The organism is Opitutus terrae PB90-1, assembly GCF_000019965.1.
Taxonomy (GTDB): domain Bacteria; phylum Verrucomicrobiota; class Verrucomicrobiia; order Opitutales; family Opitutaceae; genus Opitutus; species Opitutus terrae.
Genome location: NC_010571.1, coordinates 3591818 through 3610700, shown reverse-complemented (window position 1 = coordinate 3610700; position 18883 = coordinate 3591818). Strand labels below are relative to the sequence as shown.

Here is an 18883-nt window from a genome sequence, read left to right as displayed (position 1 = left end):
CGGACTGTTTTGCGTCCCCGCTTGTTACTTGCCCCTTGATCCTTGTTACTTTCCTCCATGCTCTCTCGCCGGATCATCCCCTGCCTCGACGTCAACGCCGGCCGCGTCGTCAAAGGGGTCAGGTTCCAGCAACTGCGCGACGCGGGCGACCCGGTGGCCTGCGCGCGCGCCTACGATGCGCAGGGCGCCGACGAACTCATCTTCCTCGATATCACCGCCTCCAGCGATGAGCGGAAGATCATGCATGACGTCGTCGCCGCGACCGCCGAACAATGCTTCATGCCGCTCACCGTCGGCGGCGGTCTGCGCACGGTCGCGGACATCGAGACGATGCTGAAAGCCGGTGCCGACAAGGTTTCGCTCAACACCGCCGCGATCAAGAACCCGCAGCTCATCGCGGACGCCGCGGAGCGGTTCGGGGTGCAGTGCATCGTCGTCGCGATCGACGCGAAACGCGAACCCGACGGCCAATCGTGGCGCGTCTACACGCACGGCGGCCGCAATCCCACCGAGCTTGATGCGATCGCGTGGGCTCGCCGCGCGGTGGAACTCGGCGCCGGCGAAATCCTACTCACGAGCATGGACCGTGACGGGACGGGCGATGGCTACGACCTGGAGCTGACTCGGGGCGTGAGCGACGCCGTTAGCGTGCCGGTCATCGCCAGCGGCGGCGCCGGCACGCTCCAACATCTGGCGGACGTGCTCGATCAGGGCCACGCCAGCGCCGTGCTGGCGGCGAGCATTTTCCACTTCGGCACCTACACGATCGCCCAAGCGAAGGCCTTCCTTGGCCAGCGTGGCGTGCCCGTCCGGTCGTAGTACGCCAGCCATCGTGGCGGCAGGCGTCCCTGCCTGCCGGCCAACGCGCCCCGACCCGCGGGCAGGCAGAGACCTGCCGCTACCGAGCCGCAGCCATCGCCGCGATCTCGATGCCCGCGCTCTCAAGCGCGGTGCGCAGTCTGCGCGCAAACGCCACCACCTGCGAGCCGTCACCGTGCAGGCACACCGTGTCCGCCACGATCTTCACGTCCACGCCGTCGATCGATCTCACGATCCCCTCGCGCACGACCTGCAGCACCTGCACGACCATGGCGTCCTCACTTTCGATCAGCGCCCCCGGCTCCGAACGCGGCGTGAGCGAGCCGTCGGCGCGATACGTGCGATCGGCAAACACCTCTTCCGCCACCCGCAAACCCGCCGCGCGGCCGGCGCGCACCAGTTCGCTGCCCGCCAGCGCATAAAGCACGAGCGCTGGATCCACCGCCCGCACCGCGCGAGCGACAGCTTCCGCGCACGCGCGATCGCACGCCGCCCGGTTGTAGAGTCCGCCGTGCGGCTTCACGTGCCGCAGCGGTGCAAGCGCGCGCAAGGCGTTCACCTGCTCCCCGACGAGCCGCTCGATTCCGCTCGGCGGCAGCTCCAACTCGCGCCGGCCAAAATATTCGCGATCCGCAAAACCCGGATGCGCGCCGATCGCGACGCCGTGCCGCTGCGCCAGGGCGACCGCCGCTTGCATCGTCTGCGCGTCGCCCGCATGCGCGCCGCACGCGATGTTCGCCGAGCTGATCAACGGCATCAATTCCGCATCGTGCGCCCCGCCCTCCCCCAAGTCGCAATTCAGATCGAGGCTCGTCACGGCTGCGGGTGCGCGCCCAGTTTCTCGGCGAGCCCCTCGCGCAGCATCGCCACGGCGTGCTCCCGCGCCTGCGCGAGCCGGTGCGCCTCGGCGAGCGTCACCGGCGCGAACCGCACCGTGTCACCGGGCCGCAGCTGTGCCAGCACCGGCAGATCGACGCTGATCACGTGCGCAACCTGTGGATAGCCCCCGATCGTCTGGGCGTCCGCCATGAGCGCGAGCGGCTGGCCATCCGGTGGCACTTGGATCGTGCCCGGCGCCGCCGCCATCGAGAGCAGGTCCGCAGTGTTGCTGCGCTCCAGTTTGGGTCCGAGCAGTCGCAGCCCCATCCGATCCGATTGCGGCGCAACCGTGAACTCCCGCTCGAACAACGCGCCGCCAAACTCCTCCCCTTGCGCGCCCGGCAACGTCCGCACTGTCGCCTTCGCGGAATACGCCGGCAGGATTCGCGGATCGATCCGCCAGCCCGTCACACCTGCGAGCGCGGTACCCTCGATTGCCGCCGCGGCGCCGATCGGCAGCACGTCGCCGTCGCGCAACGCCCGCCCCTGCCATCCGCCGAACCCGCCGCGCAAATACGTGCTGCGACTCCGCAACACGAGCGGCACCTCCACACCCCCGGCGATCGCCAGATAACCGTGGCACCCGCGCACACACCGGCTGAGATTAACCCGCGCACCGGCTGGAACGACGACCGGCTTCCACGCGGCGAAGCCGTCGCACTCGACTCCGGTGAGCGCGACGCGTGCCTCGGCCGTGAACTCGATTTCCGGTCCGACCAGGGTGAATTCCAGCGCCGCCGCCAACTCGGAATTACCCACCAGGGCGTTGGCGATGCGCAGCGCGAAGGGATCCATCGCCCCACTCAACGGCACCCCGGCCGCGCGCAGTCCGCACCGTCCCAGATCCTGCACTGTCGTCAACTGGCCGGCGCGAATGATCCTCATTTCCATCGCGCAAACTCCTCGGCCGTGATCGTCCGGAACTTCACGTGATCGCCCACCCGCAACCGCGCGGGATTCGCCTCGTCGAGGCGGAACAGGATAAGCGGCGTGCGACCGATCAATTGCCAGCCACCGGGAGTAGCGAGCGGATACACACCCGTGTGCATCCAGCCGATCCCCACGGATCCCGCCGGCACCTGCGTGCGCGGCGTCGGCCGCCGCGGCGTGAAGAGCTTCTCCGGCAGCCCGCCGAGATACGCGAACCCGGGCGAGAATCCCACCGCGTGTACGTGATAGTCCGCCCCGCTGTGCAGCGCGCTCACCTCGGTCGGCGCGAGCCCGCAATGACGCGCCACCTCCGCCAGATCGGGCGCGAACTCCCCTGTGTAGCACACGGGAATCTCGATCGCCTGCGGCGCGTCCCGTCCCGCAGCCCCGAGCTTTTGCCGCACGAGATCCGGCCAGCCGTGCTCGACCTTCGCCGCACACGCTTCGATCACGCCACAGATGTGCTGATACGGCGTCTCGTCCGTGCCGCTGGCCGTACTCGGCTCGTAGTAAACCGCGACCGTCGCATAGGCCGGCACGACATCGATGATGCCCGCGTCAGGGGCCCGCTCGAGTTCTGCCGCCAGTGCCCGCACCCGCGCCAGCGTCGATTCGTCCAACGTGGCTCCCAAGGTCACCACCACCGACGAATCGCCCGACGGCGCAAAAATCATGACTCAACCTATGCGTGATTGCTCGCCGGGAAACAAAGTAAAAATACGCGCCGGCCCATCTCACCTTTGTGACATGGGCCGGGCGCCCGCGGGTCTGCGGAAAAATGAGATATGTCCAGCCGGCGCCGGCCGGTCTCCCGTCCGGCGCCCATCGCTCAACGCGCGCTACGGTTGCACCTCGTAGGCTTCGGAGATCGCGATGCCCGTGGTGCCGCCGACTCCGCTGGTGATCGCGGTGTAAGCGCCGGGAGGCAGGATCACGAGGAGCGCCGCCTCGTCCAGGTTGCTCGGCCCATAACCGATGGCGGGCAACTCGCCGGCCCCGAACGTTTCGGTGAACTTGTCATTGGTGAGGAGCTGGCGGCTCTGCGCGTCGTGCAGCGACACCATCGGATCCGCGAGCACGCCGGTCACGCCGGCGGCCGCGAGCGACTGCCCGCGCGCGGTCACCAGCACTCGCAGCGGTTCCCCGCCCTCGATCACGAAACCCGTGATCAGCACCTGGTCGCCGGTGCCGACCCAGCCGCGGTTTGAGACATTCACCAGCCGCGACTCCGTCGTCCGATTGCTCACCTGCACCTGGCCGCGGATCTCGCCCCCGGGATAGACGTCGCTGTGCACGTTGAGATACGCACCGCCGGCGAGCAGTTTCACCGTATCGCCGCCATAGGTTTGGTCCGCAAACACCGCGCCGTAAGAATCGCCGGTCCGCGTGTAGACGCTCGCGCCGCCGAGCCCGTGCACGACTCCGCCGGCCGTGCCAGGGTCGGCTTCATGGTAATGGGAGTTAGTGAGCGGGTTGGTGAAACGATAGACGTTGATCCGCGTGGTGATCTTTTTCGTGTCCGGTTGAAAGGTAATGAGCGCCGCGCCGACGGCGGTCGAGGTGTTCGGCGTGCTCTCGTGAGCGCCGTCGAGCACGGCCACCAGTTTCACCGGCTGCGGCAGCAACTGCCCGCGGACCTCGCCGCCCGGATACGTGGCCGAATGCACGTTGTAGTACGCGCCACCGCTGAGCAGCGTCGCCGGCGAGCCGCCGTGGGTCACCCCGGCGAAGGTCGCCGTCACCGTGTTACCGCTGCGTTGGTAGACCGCCTCGGCGCCCAGCCCGGTCACCACCCCGCCCGCCACTCCGACGGCTCCTTCGTGGATGTGCGAATTGGTGATCGGGTTGGCGAAATTCTCGATCGTCACCGTGAGATCGAATTTGTTTGTCGCGACGTCGTAGAGCATCACCGCCGTGCCCGTGGCGGGGGATGCACTCGCGGTCGTTTCCTGTTGTGCGTTGATCGTCGCGCGCAGTTCTACGATCTGCGCCGACACCGGAACCAGAGACAAGGCGCCGAGTGCGCCCAGCAAGCGGAAGCCGAGAAACCGTGTGTTGTTCATGGATGGGTTCGCCGACAGCGTGGCGGGGGCGAAGCGAGGAATTCGCGACGGTCTCGGCCACGCGCGTCCGGCGCCATCCACCCAACATTCACGCCGCCCGGAGCGCGAAACGCTTACGGTAACAAGTTGGACAGAAACATCCGCCCCGCTCCGGGAGTCCGGCGCCGACTTCTTTCGAGGCGTGCAGATTGGGTTGCAGTTTCGTCGAACCGAGCCTGATTCGGGGCGTTTATGCGCGTTTCCCTCGTCCCTACGCTGGTCCTGGCCCTGCTCGGACTAGCAGCCTGCCGCGACGCCAAGATCGAAACCTACCGTGTCGCGAGCGAGAAGCCCGAACCGCTCCCACCGATCCTCACGGGCGGACTGGATACTCCGCCCGCGGCTGGCGCGCCGAATCCGATGAGCGGAGGCGCGATGGCCAATACGGCCGTGTCCACCGCCAACACCGGCCCTGCGCTGACGTGGACGGCTCCGGAGCACTGGCAGGCGAAGCCCGCTTCCGCCATGCGCAAGGGCAGCTACGCCGTACCCGGCGAAGGCGGCGCGCCAGCCGATTTCTCGGTCACCGCTTTCCCGGGCGACGTCGGCGGCGAGGTGGCCAACTTCAACCGTTGGCGCGGCCAGATTGGACTGTCGCCGCTGCCGGCGTCCGATTACGAGAATGCCGTGACGCGCTTCGAGCATGACGGACTGCGGTTCGCGGTCGTCGAATTCGCCAACCCCGATTCCCAACCCGCGCAGCGGATGATCGGCGCGATCGTGCCGGTCGGCCAAGCCACCTGGTTTTTCAAACTCGCCGGCCCCGACGCACTTGTCGCCAAGGAAAAGCCCGCGCTGCTCGATCTGCTTCGCTCGGTCAAAGTTTCCGCCCCCGCCCAGCCATGAACGACACCACCCGCCAGTTCCGCGACTTCTTCGTCTCGCTCCGGCTCACGGTCGTGCTGCTGATCCTGTCGCTCGTGCTCGTGTTCGCCGCGACACTCGATCAGGTGAATCTCGGCATCTGGGCCGTGCAGGAAAAATACTTTCGCTCCTTTTTCGTGCTGTGGCGCGTGGGTGATATTCCGGTGCCGGTCTTCCCGGGAGGCTATCTGGTTGGCGGCTTGCTCCTGATCAACCTGATCGCCGCGCACGTCTACCGGTTCAAGTTCACCTGGCGCAAATCCGGGATCTTTCTCACCCACCTCGGCTTGATCCTCCTGCTCGTCGGCGAACTGCTCACGGGACTGTGGCAGGAGGACTACACGATGCGGCTCGCTGAGGGAGAAACGAAGAGCTACTCCGAAAGCTTTCGTGAGAACGAACTCGTGCTAATCGAAACCACGGATCCAAAAATCGATGACGTCGTCGCGATTCCTGAGTCGCTCGTCGCCGCCGGCCGGGAGATCCAGCACCCCAAGCTGCCCTTCCGCGTCGTCCCACGGACGTATTATCCCAACGCCGTGTTGCACGTCCGCGGTCCCGCGGGCGGCAGTTCGCCCTCGCCGGCGACGCTCGGCGTCGGTCCGCGCGTGATCGCCACACCGGTGCCGGTCACCTACAAGCAGGACGAGGTCAACTCGCCCGCCGCGTTCATCGAGTTCATCGGCGCCAACGGTTCGCTCGGCACCTTCCTCGTGTCGACCCAGCTGCCGACGTCACAGACCTTCGAACTCGGCGGTCGGACCTGGCGGCTGGGTTTGCGCTCGAAGCGCGCTTACAAGCCGTTCGCGCTCACGCTCAAGGAGGTCCGCCACGATGTGTATCTCGGCACCGACATCCCGAAAAACTTCTCCAGCCGGATTCAGCTCACCACGCCGGACGGCCAGGAGAATCGCGAGGTGCTCATCTACATGAACAACCCCCTGCGCTTCGGCGGGCTCACGTTCTACCAATACCAGATGGACAGCGCCAACGCGACCAGCGTGCTGCAGGTCGTGCGCAACCCCAGCTGGCTGATTCCCTACATCGCGTGCACCATGATGGCCGTCGGCCTCGTGGCGCAGTTCCTCCTCCACCTCACCGGCTTCATCACCCGCCGACGGGAACGCCGTGTTTCCGTCACCCCCGGTGCCACCGCCTAGTCGTCACGATGTTCTCTGCATTCTCGCGGCTAAATAGATGAAACGCTTCCTCCCCTTCCTCGTTCTCGCACTCGCGGCGGTCTGGCTCCTCTCGACGCTCCGACCGCCGCGCAACTCCGGCGACTTCGACGTCGCCGGCTTCGGCCGGCTGCCCGTCGTCAGCAACGGCCGCGTGAAGCCGTTCGACACCGTCGCGCGCACCTCGCTGCTCCTGCTGCAAGGCCGGCAACGCGTCAGCACGCCCACCGCCGGCGAGTTCGTTTCCTCGCCGACCGAGTGGTTGCTCGACGCCGTCTTCCATCCGGAGAAAGCCGACACGTATCCGACTTTCGCGATCGACAACACCGAGCTGCTCGCGCTCGTCGGCAAGACCGAGGACGACCTCCGCATCAACTACGACTCGAAGGTGCGGCAGACGCTCGCCGTGCTCGGATTCCTGCCCAGCCGCCAGCGGCGCTTCGCCTACGTCGATCTGCAGCCACATCTGAAAACCATCGACGACCAGGCCAAGCTGGCCCAGCCGGTGGAGCCCGCTCATCGCTCCGCGTTTCAGAAAGCGGTGCTCCAGCTGCACGGCAACCTGATCCACTACCAGCGGCTGAAATACAGCCTCGTGCCGCCGGAGAATCCTGACTTTCTGCAGGACCTCGCGCAGTTCCAGTCCGGCTTGGAAGCCGGCGTCGCCGCCGTGCGCGCCCGCGAGGCGGGCCAGCCGCACGACGCGGCCGCCGCGCAGCGCACCATCGAGCTCGGGCTGCGCTTCCAGGCCATGAGTGAAATGGGCATGCTGCTCGCCGTGCCGCCCGCGTCGCACCAAGACGAGGCGGGGAATTGGAAGACCCCGGGCACCGCGCTGCTCAACACGTTCCAATCCGGCCGTGTGGACCCGTTTGTCCTCACCTATGCCGGCCTCGCCCGCACGTGGCGCACCGGCCAGGCGAAGGAGTTCAACGAGATCGTCCGACTCTATCGCGCCCAGCTGGAGAAGACGCAGCCGGAAACGCTGCGCAAGACGGACGCCGAGACGCGCTTCAACTTCGCGCAGCCGTTCTACACGAGCATGCAGCTTTATGCGTTCGCGTTCATCGCCGCCATCATCTCCTGGCTGAAATGGCCCGACGTCCTCGGCCGCAGCGCCTTCTGGCTCGTGCTGGTGGCGTGGATCGTCGCCACGGTCGGCATCGGCACGCGGATGTGGCTCGAGGGACGGCCTCCCGTGACGAACCTCTATTCCTCGGCGCTCTTCGTCGGCTGGGGCGCGGTCGGATTGTGCCTGATTCTCGAGGCGGTTTATCGCAACGCGGTGGGCAGCGTCGCCGCCGGCGTGATCGGTTTCGCCACGCTGTTGATCGCGCACCACCTCTCACTCGGTGGCGACACGCTGGAAATGATGCGCGCGGTGCTCGATTCGAATTTCTGGTTGGCGACGCACGTCGTGGTCGTCACCGCCGGCTACTCGGCGACGTTCCTGGCCGGTTTCCTCGCGATCATCTACGTGTTGCGCGGCGTGTTCACGCGCTCGCTCGATCGCGCCACGGCCGACTCGCTCGCCCGCATGGTCTACGGCATCGTCTGTTTCGCCACGCTGTTCAGCTTCGCGGGCACGGTGCTCGGTGGCATCTGGGCCGATCAGTCCTGGGGTCGGTTTTGGGGTTGGGACCCGAAGGAAAACGGCGCGTTGATCATCGTGATCTGGAACGCGGTTATCCTGCACGCCCGCTGGGGCGGGATGATCCGGCAGCGCGGGCTCATGAACCTGGCAATCTTCGGCAACATCGTCACCAGCTGGAGTTGGTTCGGCACCAATATGCTCGGCGTCGGGCTGCATAGCTACGGGTTCACGGATGCCGCGTTCGTGGCACTCTCGTTGTTCGTGCTCAGCCAGCTGGCATTGATCGGCCTCGCCAGCCTGCCGCTGGAGAAATGGCGCAGTTTCCGCGCCGTTCCCGCTGCGGCGCCGCGCGAACCCGAGCACGTCGAGGTGCTGCCGTAAGTCGACCGCTCCTCCGCCGCGTTTTTGTAGGGCCGCCGCTTGCCGGCGGCCGTTTTTTCCTCTCGGCCGGCGACAAGCGCCGGCCCTACGCGCGGCTCGAAGCTCCAGAATGCCAGCCGGCATTCCGTGACTTCGGATTCCGTCCTACTGCTTCACGTCTTCCGGCACCGGCTGCAGCGTCATCGCATCGGGCGCAACCGTCTGCAGATTCGGCGTCGCGTCCCCCTCGACCACACCGCCGGCCCACCTCAGCGCGCCGAGCACCATCGATTGGAACGCTACACTGTCCCAGACGTCTTCACGGTGACCCATCGCGTTGTACGCGACGCGCCCCTTCCCATGCTGCCGTGCCCACGCGATGGGGAACGGCGGACGCTGATAATCGCCTCCTTCCATTCCCTTCGTCTCCAGCACAAGCTGCACGTGCAGGTTGGACGCGAATTCCTTGAGCGTGTACCACTCCTCCATAACGGTGAGCTCCGCGCCGAGCTTTTCGAAACCCGGAAACTTCGGCGAGACGACCCGCGCGGTCGCCACCTGCTGCTTGCCGTGCCGGATAAACTCGCCGCCGAGGAATTTCACGAACGGATCCGCTTCCGTGCCGTAGTTCTTGTAGCGCTGCTTGCGCTGCGGGTTGTTGCCACCGCCGCGTTCGCCGGTGTGGCACGAATCGCTGCAGCTGTGTACGCCGACGAACCCGTGGCCCGCCGCGACCCAATCGAAGAGCGCCTGTTTGCCTTCCGGCGTGATCGCCGGGTGTCCATCCGTGCCGACGGATAACAGATCACCGCTCGTGTAGAACAGCACGACGTCGAACTGCGCGAGGTACTCCGGCGAGAACTTGCTGCCGTCCTTGCTGAAGGTGAACTCGAGCCCGTTGGCCGCCCCGATTCGGCTGAAGATTTTTTCCGAATAGCTCGGCTGCCCATCCACGTGCTTGATCACGCTGTGTTCGAACCCGGAGGACTTGGTGAAATAAAGCACGCGCAACGGCGCCGCGTGTGCGCCCGCGAGGCTCAGCCCCAGCGTCACCACGGCCAGAAGTGTTTTGGGAAGAAAGCTCATGGAGCCCGAATCTGGCTCGGTCGCCCCGCGGCGCAACCTGCGATTTGTCCGCGAGCCCGGGCTCCCCGATCCGCCGATGGTCGTCGTCAGCGAACCCTCACCGCCCAAGCAATTCCTCGGCGTGGGCCAGCGCGCTCTTCGCCTTGCTGTCGCCGAGCATCCGCGCGAGCTCGCTCACGCGCGCACCGCGGCTCGCCTGGATCGGCTCGATCGACACCACCGTGCGATCCTTCGCCTGATCCTTCCGCACCACTAAATGACACGTCGCCTGCGCCGCCACCTGCGGCAGGTGCGTGACGCACAGCACCTGGTGACTGCGCGCGATCGCCGCCATCTTCTCGCCGACGACGCGGCCAATTTCACCACCCACGTTGGCGTCGACTTCGTCGAACACCAGCAGCGGCACCGCGTCGAGATCCGCGAGCACGGTTTTCAGTGCCAGCATGACGCGCGCGAGTTCGCCGCTGGAGGCCACGCGATTCAGCGGCAGCGGCGGCTCACCGGCATTCGGAGAGAACAGAAACTCCGCGCCGCAATCGCCAGTCGCCCCAAGCTCGGCCAGCGGCACGATCCGGACGCTGAAATCGGCCCGCTTGAACCCGAGCTGGGCAATGCTCTTCGCTGCGATCTTCGCCAGCTCTCTTGCGGCTTTCTCCCGCAGCGCGCGCAGCGTCTGGGCCTGCTTCTTCGCCGTGCGCTCCGCGTCCGCGATCTGTTTGTCCAGCCGCACCAACGCGCCCTCGATATCGCCCTGCACCTCGAGCCGCCGGCGCATATCGTCGCGTGCAGTAAGCACGGCAGCCACGTCGCTGCCATGTTTCCGCTTCAGTTCGAGCCAGGTGTTCATTCGCTCCGTGAGCGCTTGCGCCTGCTCGGGATCGAACTGCAACTGCTGGCTCAAGGCGCCGAACTCGGCGGCGAGATCGTTCACTTCGACTGCGACGGCCGCGAGCCGGTCCGCCAGCGACTTGCTCGCCTCGTCGAGCGCCTCGACTTGCCGCGCCTCACGCAACAGCGCCGCGAGCGTGGTCTGGACGCTGGCCTCGCCGGTGAGCCCGTTCTCGAGCGTCTGCGTGAGCCCGATCAATTCTTGCGCGCTGCTCATCCGCGCGAAATCGCGTTCCAACGTCTCGATCGCCTCGTCGGTCAACTCGAGCGCCTCGATCCGCGCCAGCTGCGCCTGCAGGAATTCGATCTGATCCGGCGAGAGCTTCGTCTCGCTCGCGATCCGCTCGCGCTCGGCCACCGCGCCGCGCCACGCCCGATATGCTTCCTGGTAGTTCGCCCGCGCCTCGGTCGCGCGACCGAAGAGATCGAGCAGCTCGAGTTGCCACGCTTCCTTCAGCAACCGGCGCGGTTCGCTCGGGCCGTGAAAATCGATCCAGTGCTCGCCGAGCCGCTGCAGCGCTGCGAGGGTGGCAAGGCTGCCGTTGACAGTGATCTTCGGCGCCTTCTCGCGTGGCACGCTCCGCTTCAGGATCAGCAGCCCGTCCTCGCAAGCCGGCAGTTCCAGCTCTGCGAGCACCGCATCGATCCGCTTCGAACTTTCAAAATACAGCGCCGCCTCGACCTCGCACGCTGCCGCGCCCTGCCGGATGATCGTCTTCTCCACGCGTTCACCCGCGAGCAGGCTCAGCGCGCCGAGCAGGATGCTTTTCCCCGCTCCGGTTTCGCCCGTGACCGCGGTGAAACCCGCTTCGAAATCGAGCGCGACTTCCTCGAGCAGAGCCAGATTACGGATCCGAAGCGACTGGAGCATGCGTTCGCGACAGTGAGTGCGCTCCATTCCCGCGATTCAAGCCCGCAGCGGCCGCGCTCTTCGTCGAGTCCGACCTGGTTGGCGTGACGTCGCGTGGAACGAGCAACCGTCGTCCATGGGGTGATTTTCAGGCACAAAAAAACCGCCGAGTCTGCGGCGGAAGTTGTTCAGATGGTGGACCCTACTGGACTCGAACCAGTGACCTTTTCCATGTCAAGGAAACGCTCTAACCAACTGAGCTAAGGGTCCGAAAACCTGAGCCGGCGAGTAACGCCAGCACGCGCGTTCAGCGCAAGGAAAAATCTCGGCCGCTATTTGGCGAAAAATGCCAGCGCCGCCTCCCGGTCGGCCGCGATCTGCGCGCGCAGCGTGCCGAGCCCGCCGAACTTCATTTCCGGTCGCAGGAAGTGCAGCCACTCCACCGTGATCTCGTCACCCGCATCATACGGGCACTCGTCGAGCAGGTGCACTTCCAAGCGCGGCTCGGCGGCTTTTTCCACGGTCGGTCGCGCGCCGTAATTCGCCACCGCGCGCAACGGAGCGGTGCTTTTGGTTCCGGTGACTCGAACCACGTACACTCCAAACCGCGGTTGCAGGTCCGGCGCCCAGGCCAGGTTCAACGTTGGAAAGCCCATCGTCCGCCCGAGCTTGTTGCCCGGCACCACCCGGCCTTCGGCGAAATAAACATAGCCCAACATCGCATTCGCCGCCGCAATCTCGCCGGCCGTCACCGCGGCGCGGATCCGCGAGCTGCTGATTGGTTCCCCGTCCAGGCTCACCCGCGGCGCGCTGAACACACTCACGCCGACCTTCCGGCCTTCGTTTACCAGCAACGCGATGTCGCCCCGCCGGCCGCGCCCGAACCGCCAGTTTTCGCCCACGTAGATGCCGGCCAGCTGGGGCACGTGCTGCTTCAGCCAGGGGACGAACTGCACCGCCTCCATCGCGGCCAACTCGACCGTGAACGGTTGGTTAATGACCGCCTCGATGCCGAGCCGGCCCAGCACGCGGGCTTTCGCCGACCGGTTCATCAACAGCCGCGTCGGCTCCGCCGGACGAAGAATCACGCTCGGGTGCGGGTCGAACGTCAACACGGCGGACTGCCCGTTGCTGCGGCGTGCCGACTGCACGGCGGCTTCGATCACCGCCGCGTGCCCCAGATGCACGCCGTCGAAAATTCCGATCGCGAGATGCACCGGCCGGGACGCGAGCTGCGCGTGCTCCAGTGCATCGAACTGCCTCGGCGCGTTCATCGCTGCGTCAACCGACGATGCTCGGCGCCGCCTGGTAAACGGGGATCAGCCGCTTTTCGATTTCGGGCAACGGCAACGCCTCGATCGCGTCCAGCGTCAGCGCGTCCGCCAGCTTGAACTTGTCGGTGGCCGTACGACGCAACGCCGCGAGGTGGGCCCCGCAACCGAGCCGCTGGCCGAGGTCATGGGCGATCGTGCGCACGTAGGTGCCCTTGGTGCAGCGCAGCCGAAAATCAAACTGCGGCAGCGCGAAGCGCGTCAGTTCGAAGCTGCTCACGCGAATGAACCGCGGTTCGCGCTCCACCTCGCCGCCTTTGCGCGCCGTCTTGTAGAGCGGCACGCCGTCGACCTTGATCGCCGAATACATCGGCGGCGTCTGATACTGGTCGCCCATAAAACCCGCCATCGCGGCGCGAATCTCCGCCTCGGTGAACGGCGGCACCGGCAGCGTTGACAATACCTCGCCGTCCGCGTCCTGCGAGTCCGTCACCTTGCCGAGCTCGATCGTGCCTTCGTATTCCTTGTCGAGGCTGGTGAGGTACTGGGAAATCGTGGTCGCCTTGCCGATGAGCAGGATCATCAGCCCCGTGGCCATGGGGTCGAGCGTGCCGGCGTGGCCGATCCGCTTCATGTTCAGCTTGCGCCGCAGTCGCGCCACGACGTCGTGCGAGGTGTGTGCCGTCGGCTTGTCAACGAGCAGGACGCCATCGAGTTCCTTCCGCGGCTGGATCATTTCTTCTCCTCCGGTGTGTCCACGGCCGCGATCTGCGCGGCGATCGCCGCCACGAGTTTTTCGCGGAATCCGGCCGCACCCCCCTTGTAGTTTAGTCCGGCCGCGCACGCATGGCCGCCGCCGCCAAATTGCGCCGCCACCCGGTCGAGCCGGAACGCGGGGTTCTTCGCCCGCAGGCTGGCTTTCATCGCGCCATCCGGCCGCTCTTCGATCAATACGCCCACGTCCACGCCGTCGATGCAGCGCGCATAGTCGACGAGCCCTTCGGTGTCCTCGGCGGTCGAGCCGGTCGCCTCAAAGATGCCGTTGGGCAACGTGCCGACGCAGACCCGGCCGCCACATTCCATGCGCAACGAGGCGAGAAACCGCTCGAGCAGTTGCAGCTTGCCCGTGGTCTCACGCTCGTAGAGTTCGAACCCGGCTTCGGTCGGCTTCGCACCGCGTGCCATCAATTCCGCCGCGAGCAGAAACGTGCGGCGCGTGGTTGAGGTGAACCGGAACTGGCCGGTGTCGGTCAGAATACCCGTGTAGAGCCCCTGCGCGGTCTGGGCGTCGACGGTCAGTCCATTGTCGAAAAACATCCCCGCCAACACCTCCGCCGTCGCCGCCGAGTGAACATCCACGAAATTCCACTCGGCAAACCCGGCGCTGGAGAGATGATGATCGATGTTGCCGGTCACCACCGGAAACCGTCCCTTCAAACGCTCCCCCGCCCGCGCGTGATCCGCGCAGTCGACAAAGATCGCGGTGTAGTCGGTGCGATCCGCCAGCATCTCGTCGGTGCGTGCGAACCGCATCCCCGGCACAAGAAACTGCAGCCGACGCGGCACGAGATCGGGATTCACGCAGAGCACCTCGTGGCCGAGCGTCCCCAGCACCCGCGCCAGTGCCACCTGCGAACCGATGCAGTCGCCGTCCGGCCGGGCATGCCCGACAATCGCGATCCGCCGGCCGCGGATGTGCTCAAGAAATTGCGCGAACCGCGCGGAGAACTCGGGATAAAACTTTTCCACGATGGTAGGCGTCAGTCGTTCTCGGCCTCCGGCCGCGGTGGCGTCTGCCGGTCGATCTCGTCGAGCACCTGCAGGATGCGGGCGCTTTTCTCGGGCGAGTGATCAAGCACGTACTCGAACTTGGGCAGGTATTTCAGCACGATCCGGCGGCCGACCTCGTAACGCAGCTCACCCGCATGCGCCCGCAGCCAGCGCAGTTTCTCGTCCTGCTCCTCGGCGCTGCCCACGATCGAAACGAAAACGCGCGCGTCCCGCAGATCGGGCGCGACCCGCAGTTCGGTGATCGTAATCGCCGTCGCCTCGCTTTGGTAACGCTTGCGCAGGATCTCGCTCAGCTCGCGCTGAATCAGCTCGTTGACGCGGAGAGTGCGGTTCGACATGACGATTTTCGATTGGCGAATCTCGAATTTCGATTTCGGACCGACCGACGGCCAATCCAAAAATCTAAAATCCAAAATCGAAAATTACAGCGAGGCGCGGACCTTCTGGATCTCGAAGACCTCGATGACGTCGCCCGCCTGGTAGCCGTTGAAATCGTCGAGCTTGATGCCGCACTCCAACCCGGCGCGCACTTCGTTCGCGTCGTCCTTGAAGCGCTTGAGCGTCGCGATCTTGCCCTCGTGGACCAGCTCGCGCCCGCGCCGCAGCCGGGCGGATGCATTGCGCGTGATCTTGCCTTCGGTGACCAGGCAGCCGGCGACGAAGCCCTTGGCCAGCGGGAACACCTGCCGCACTTCCGCCGCGCCTGTCTTGATCTCCTTGATGTCCGGCTCGAGCAGGTCGGCCATCATCTCCTTCACCCGATCGGCGAGTTCGTAAATGATCGAGAACGTCTCGACGCGCACGCTATGGTGCTTGGCCAGCGGGGTGACGCCGTTCTCGAGCTTCGTGTTGAAGCCGATGACCGTCGCGCCCGCCGCGCTCGCCATCAGGACGTCGTTCTTGGTCACCAAGCCGACTTCGGCCGAGACCAGCTCCAGCGAGACCTTCGTGCTCTTGATGCCTTCCAGCACGGTGCGCACCGCTTCGGCTGACCCGAACACGTCGGTCTTGATGATGAGCTTGAGCACCTTGGCCTGCGTCGCCGCGATGTTGGCGAACAGCTGCTCGACCGAGACTTCCTTGGGCGTGGCGTCGCTGGCCGTCGCGGCCTTGCGCAGCCGCAGCTGCTCTTCCTCGGCGAGCTTCTCCGCCTCGCGGGCGTTCTTCACCGCCTTGAAGATCGCGCCGCTTTCGGGCGTGCCGGACCAACCGATCACGCGCACCGGCGCGGCGGGAGTCGCTTCCTTCACGTTTTCGCCCTGGTCGTTGAACATGGCGCGCACGCGCGCGTAACACGCGCCGCACACCAGCGCATCACCGACGCGCAGCGTGCCGCGCTGGACGATCACCGTGGCCAACGGCCCGCGGCCCACGTCGACCTGCGACTCGATCACCACGCCGCTGGCTTCAGCCTTCGGGTTGGCCTTGAGTTCGAGCACGTCCGCCTGGAGCAGGATCATCTCAATCAGGCTGTCGATGCCCTGGCCCTTGGTCGCAGCGACCGGCACGGTGATGGTTTCACCACCCCAGTCTTCCGGCGCGATATTGCGCTGCTGCATCTGTGCCTTCACCTGGTCGAGGTTCGCGCCCTTCACGTCCATCTTGTTGACGGCGACGACCAGCGCGACCTTCGCGTTCTGCGCATGCTTCAGCGCCTCGTCAGTCTGCGGCATGAAGCCATCGTCCGCCGCCACGACGAGCACGGCGATATCGGTGACGTTCGCTCCGCGCGCCCGCATCTTCGAGAAGGCGGCGTGACCGGGGGTGTCCAGAAAAGTGATTTTGCGCCCTTGGTATTCGATCTGATACGCGCCGATGTGTTGCGTGATACCGCCCGCCTCCCCGGCGGCGACGTTCGCCTTGCGGATCGCGTCCAGCAGCGAAGTCTTGCCGTGGTCGACGTGGCCGAGGATGCACACGACCGGCGGCCGCGAGACGAGGAATTTGGATTCATCCTCCTCGACCTGCTTCTCCTTCTTCTGCGCCTGCTGCTGAACGCCGGGTTCGCCGCGGTGCTTGATCTCAAGCAGGAAGCCGTGTTTTTCGGCCACCTTCGTCGCGATCGCCTCGTCGATGTTGGAATTCATCGACGCGAAACCGCCGGCCTGATTGAGCTCGGAAATCAGCCGGAACGGCTTCAGCCCCAGCGCGGTCGCGAAATCGCGCACCACGATCGGCGGTTTGAGATGGATGGTCTTGAACTCACCCGGAGGAACCGCGGCCGGAGCCGCAGCAGTCGGCGTCGGGGGAGCGATCGGTGCGGGAGAAACTCCAGGCAACGGCGGCAGGACCGGCGGGGCCCCAAAATGGCGGGGGGCAATCGGCGCCACTGGCGGCGGTGCAACCGGGGCCGGCGCTTTCATGACCGGGTGAATCACCGGCGGCGCGGAAACGGGAGCCGGCACGCCCACCGGCGGCGGAGTGGATACGGGCGCCGCAGCGACCACCCGTGGCGGCGGCAGCGGCGGCGGAGCGGGCGGAGCCTTCGCTGCTGGCGGCGGCGGCGGAGCCACGCGCGGGGGCGCGGTTGGAATGGTGACGGGCCGGGGCGCCGAGGGCGCGGACGCCGGCGCCACATGGCGCGGCGGCAACGGCGGCGGCGTGGCCACCGGAGCGGGCGCAACGGCCGGTTTGAGCGCGGCGGCTTTCGCGGCCGCGGCGGCGGCTTTCTCGCGATCGACGTCATCCTTCGTCTTCACGAAGGCGCCATGCGGCGAGCGCACGTGCGGCGTCTCGTCCTCGGGCTCTTTCACCACCGCGGGCTCAGCCGGTGCAGCAGTCGCAGCCGCCGCGACTTTCGTCGCAAATTCCTTTTCGATCTCCTCCACGTAGATGTTCGCGACGGTGCTCGAGACCGATTTGGTTTCCGCAGAGACGTAGCCTCGCTCCTTCAGCAAGGCCAGCATGTCCTTGCCCTCCATGTTGTGTCGTTTGGCGAGTTCGTGAATGCGGAGGCTCATCAGGTGGTGTTAGAAAATCAGGTTGGCTAGCGAAAAATCAATGCGTCGTCACGCGCCCAATGATGTCGGTGGCTTCCGCCTCGGTGAATCCCGCATCCACGAGATCGTTGGCTTCGACACCTTCGAACGCCGCCGGTGAGTTGATGCCCATGTCGACCAACCGGCCGGCCACCGTTGCATCGAGCGCAAAGGCTTTCACCAGCGAGGCAATGGCATTGCCGCGCGGATCGTCACCAACGGCACGGAACTCCTCGATGTCAAGCCGCCAGCCGATGAGCCGCGATGTCAGCCGCGCGTTCTGGCCCTTGCGGCCGATCGCGATCGCCAGATCGTCGGTCGCCACCTTCAGCAAAATGCGGTGGTTCTTCTCATCGAGCGTGATCTCGCGCGGCACCGCCGGCTTCATCGCCTCGATGATCATTTCGCGCGGGCTGGCAAAGTAGCGGATGATGTCGATCTTCTCGCCGTTCAGTTCGCGCACGATCGTCTTCACGCGCGCACCACGGGCGCCGACGCAAGCGCCGACGGGATCGACCTTCGGGTCCGTGCTGATGACGGCGATCTTCGTGCGGTAGCCCGGTTCGCGGGCGAACGCCTCGATCTTCACGGTGCCGTCGGCGATCTCGGTGACCTCCAGCTCGAACAGCCGCCGCACGAACTTCGGGCTGCCCCGCGTAAGGATGATCTCCGGACCGCGCGGCGTACTCTCGATGTTGAGCAACAAGCAGCGAATGCGTTCGCCCGGTTGGTACTCCTCACCGGGGACCTGCTCCTTGGCCGGCATCACGGCCTCGGCCTTGCCCAAATCGATGTAGAGATCGTTCCGCTCGCGCCGGCGCACCGTACCCGTGACGATGTTCCCGACCTGATCCTTGAAGTCATCGAAGATCCGATCCTTCTCGAACTGACGCAGCCGCTGCATGACCGCCTGCCGCGCGGTCTGCGCCGCAATCCGGCCGAGCGTCGAAGGATCGATTTCCTTTTCGATGATTTCGCCGATAATCGCTCCGGGCTTCAGCGCCTGCGCACGTTCGACATGGATTTCCGTCTTCGGGTTGCTCACTGAGTCCACCACCTTGAGCAGGCACCAGGCATGCAGCTGGCCGTTTTTCGCGTTGATTTCGATCTTCAGTTCCTGACCGGAATTCACACCCTTTTGCGCCGCGGTCTTCAGGGCATTCGCGATGGTCGCGATCATGTCCGCGCGCGGGATCCCTTTCTCCTTTTCCATGTATTCCAGGACGGAAAGAATTTCGCTGCTCATAGAGGTAGAATTGACCGAAAAATAATGGGAAAAAAAAAGCGGGCCGC

The 18883-nt window shown here is 65.8% G+C and carries 16 protein-coding genes and 1 tRNA gene; 4 read left to right on the top strand and 13 right to left on the bottom strand.

Going from position 1 to position 18883, the window contains the following annotated elements; all coding sequences use genetic code 11:
- Positions 1-57 precede the first annotated feature (57 nt).
- Positions 58-819, top strand: a complete 762-nt coding sequence (gene hisF, locus OTER_RS14330; RefSeq protein ID WP_012375644.1) for an imidazole glycerol phosphate synthase subunit HisF — start codon at positions 58-60, stop codon at positions 817-819.
- A gap of 79 nt (positions 820-898) precedes the next feature.
- On the opposite strand, the gene OTER_RS14325 is transcribed toward hisF, so the two are convergent.
- The 4 genes from OTER_RS14325 to OTER_RS14310 all read right to left on the bottom strand — a co-directional run bounded on the left by OTER_RS14325 (position 899) and on the right by OTER_RS14310 (position 4691).
- Entirely contained in the window at positions 899-1636 is a 738-nt protein-coding gene (locus OTER_RS14325) for a 5-oxoprolinase subunit PxpA (RefSeq protein WP_012375643.1), read from the bottom strand.
- Positions 1633-2583, bottom strand: coding sequence for a 5-oxoprolinase subunit C family protein (locus tag OTER_RS14320; RefSeq protein ID WP_202795977.1), 951 nt, complete (start codon positions 2581-2583; stop codon positions 1633-1635). Before OTER_RS14320 ends, OTER_RS14325 begins: the two co-directional genes overlap by 4 nt.
- Entirely contained in the window at positions 2580-3302 is a 723-nt protein-coding gene (pxpB, locus tag OTER_RS14315; protein WP_012375641.1) for a 5-oxoprolinase subunit PxpB, read from the bottom strand. Before pxpB ends, OTER_RS14320 begins: the two co-directional genes overlap by 4 nt.
- Before the next feature lie 165 nt (positions 3303-3467).
- On the bottom strand, positions 3468-4691 hold the full coding sequence (locus OTER_RS14310) for a CHRD domain-containing protein (RefSeq protein WP_012375640.1): 1224 nt from the start codon (positions 4689-4691) through the stop codon (positions 3468-3470).
- A 231-nt stretch (positions 4692-4922) separates the two neighbouring features.
- Here OTER_RS14310 and OTER_RS14305 point away from each other — a divergent pair, with 231 nt between their 5' ends.
- The 3 genes from OTER_RS14305 to OTER_RS14295 are packed head-to-tail and all read left to right on the top strand — an operon-like array spanning position 4923 to position 8747.
- Complete coding sequence (locus tag OTER_RS14305) at positions 4923-5576, top strand: hypothetical protein (RefSeq protein WP_012375639.1); 654 nt, start codon at positions 4923-4925, stop codon at positions 5574-5576.
- The gene (locus OTER_RS14300) at positions 5573-6754 is read left to right on the top strand and encodes a cytochrome c biogenesis ResB family protein (protein ID WP_012375638.1); all 1182 of its coding nucleotides are present in this window, start codon (positions 5573-5575) and stop codon (positions 6752-6754) included. The genes OTER_RS14305 and OTER_RS14300 overlap by 4 nt, the downstream gene beginning before the upstream one ends.
- Positions 6755-6791: 37 nt before the next feature.
- Positions 6792-8747, top strand: a complete 1956-nt coding sequence (locus OTER_RS14295) for a cytochrome c biogenesis protein (RefSeq protein ID WP_012375637.1) — start codon at positions 6792-6794, stop codon at positions 8745-8747.
- 144 nt (positions 8748-8891) lie between these two features.
- Here OTER_RS14295 and OTER_RS14290 read toward each other — a convergent pair whose 3' ends face one another.
- The 9 genes from OTER_RS14290 to nusA all read right to left on the bottom strand — a co-directional run bounded on the left by OTER_RS14290 (position 8892) and on the right by nusA (position 18836).
- Positions 8892-9812: a ThuA domain-containing protein gene (locus tag OTER_RS14290; protein WP_012375636.1), complete on the bottom strand. Its 921-nt coding sequence runs from the start codon at positions 9810-9812 to the stop codon at positions 8892-8894.
- Between the two features lie 97 nt (positions 9813-9909).
- The gene (recN, locus tag OTER_RS14285) at positions 9910-11571 is read right to left on the bottom strand and encodes a DNA repair protein RecN (protein WP_012375635.1); all 1662 of its coding nucleotides are present in this window, start codon (positions 11569-11571) and stop codon (positions 9910-9912) included.
- 172 nt (positions 11572-11743) lie between these two features.
- A tRNA-Val gene (locus OTER_RS14280) sits at positions 11744-11820 on the bottom strand.
- A gap of 62 nt (positions 11821-11882) precedes the next feature.
- On the bottom strand, positions 11883-12824 hold the full coding sequence (gene ribF, locus OTER_RS14275; protein WP_012375634.1) for a riboflavin biosynthesis protein RibF: 942 nt from the start codon (positions 12822-12824) through the stop codon (positions 11883-11885).
- 7 nt (positions 12825-12831) lie between these two features.
- Positions 12832-13557: a tRNA pseudouridine(55) synthase TruB gene (truB, locus tag OTER_RS14270; protein ID WP_012375633.1), complete on the bottom strand. Its 726-nt coding sequence runs from the start codon at positions 13555-13557 to the stop codon at positions 12832-12834.
- Positions 13554-14570 carry a DHH family phosphoesterase gene (locus tag OTER_RS14265; protein ID WP_012375632.1) on the bottom strand — a complete coding sequence of 339 codons (1017 nt, stop codon included), beginning with the start codon at positions 14568-14570 and terminating at the stop codon, positions 13554-13556. The genes truB and OTER_RS14265 overlap by 4 nt, the downstream gene beginning before the upstream one ends.
- A gap of 11 nt (positions 14571-14581) precedes the next feature.
- Positions 14582-14950 carry a 30S ribosome-binding factor RbfA gene (rbfA, locus tag OTER_RS14260; protein ID WP_012375631.1) on the bottom strand — a complete coding sequence of 123 codons (369 nt, stop codon included), beginning with the start codon at positions 14948-14950 and terminating at the stop codon, positions 14582-14584.
- 84 nt (positions 14951-15034) lie between these two features.
- Entirely contained in the window at positions 15035-17572 is a 2538-nt protein-coding gene (infB, locus tag OTER_RS14255; RefSeq protein ID WP_012375630.1) for a translation initiation factor IF-2, read from the bottom strand.
- Between the two features lie 37 nt (positions 17573-17609).
- Entirely contained in the window at positions 17610-18836 is a 1227-nt protein-coding gene (gene nusA / locus OTER_RS14250; RefSeq protein WP_012375629.1) for a transcription termination factor NusA, read from the bottom strand.
- Between the last annotated feature and the right edge of the window lie 47 nt (positions 18837-18883).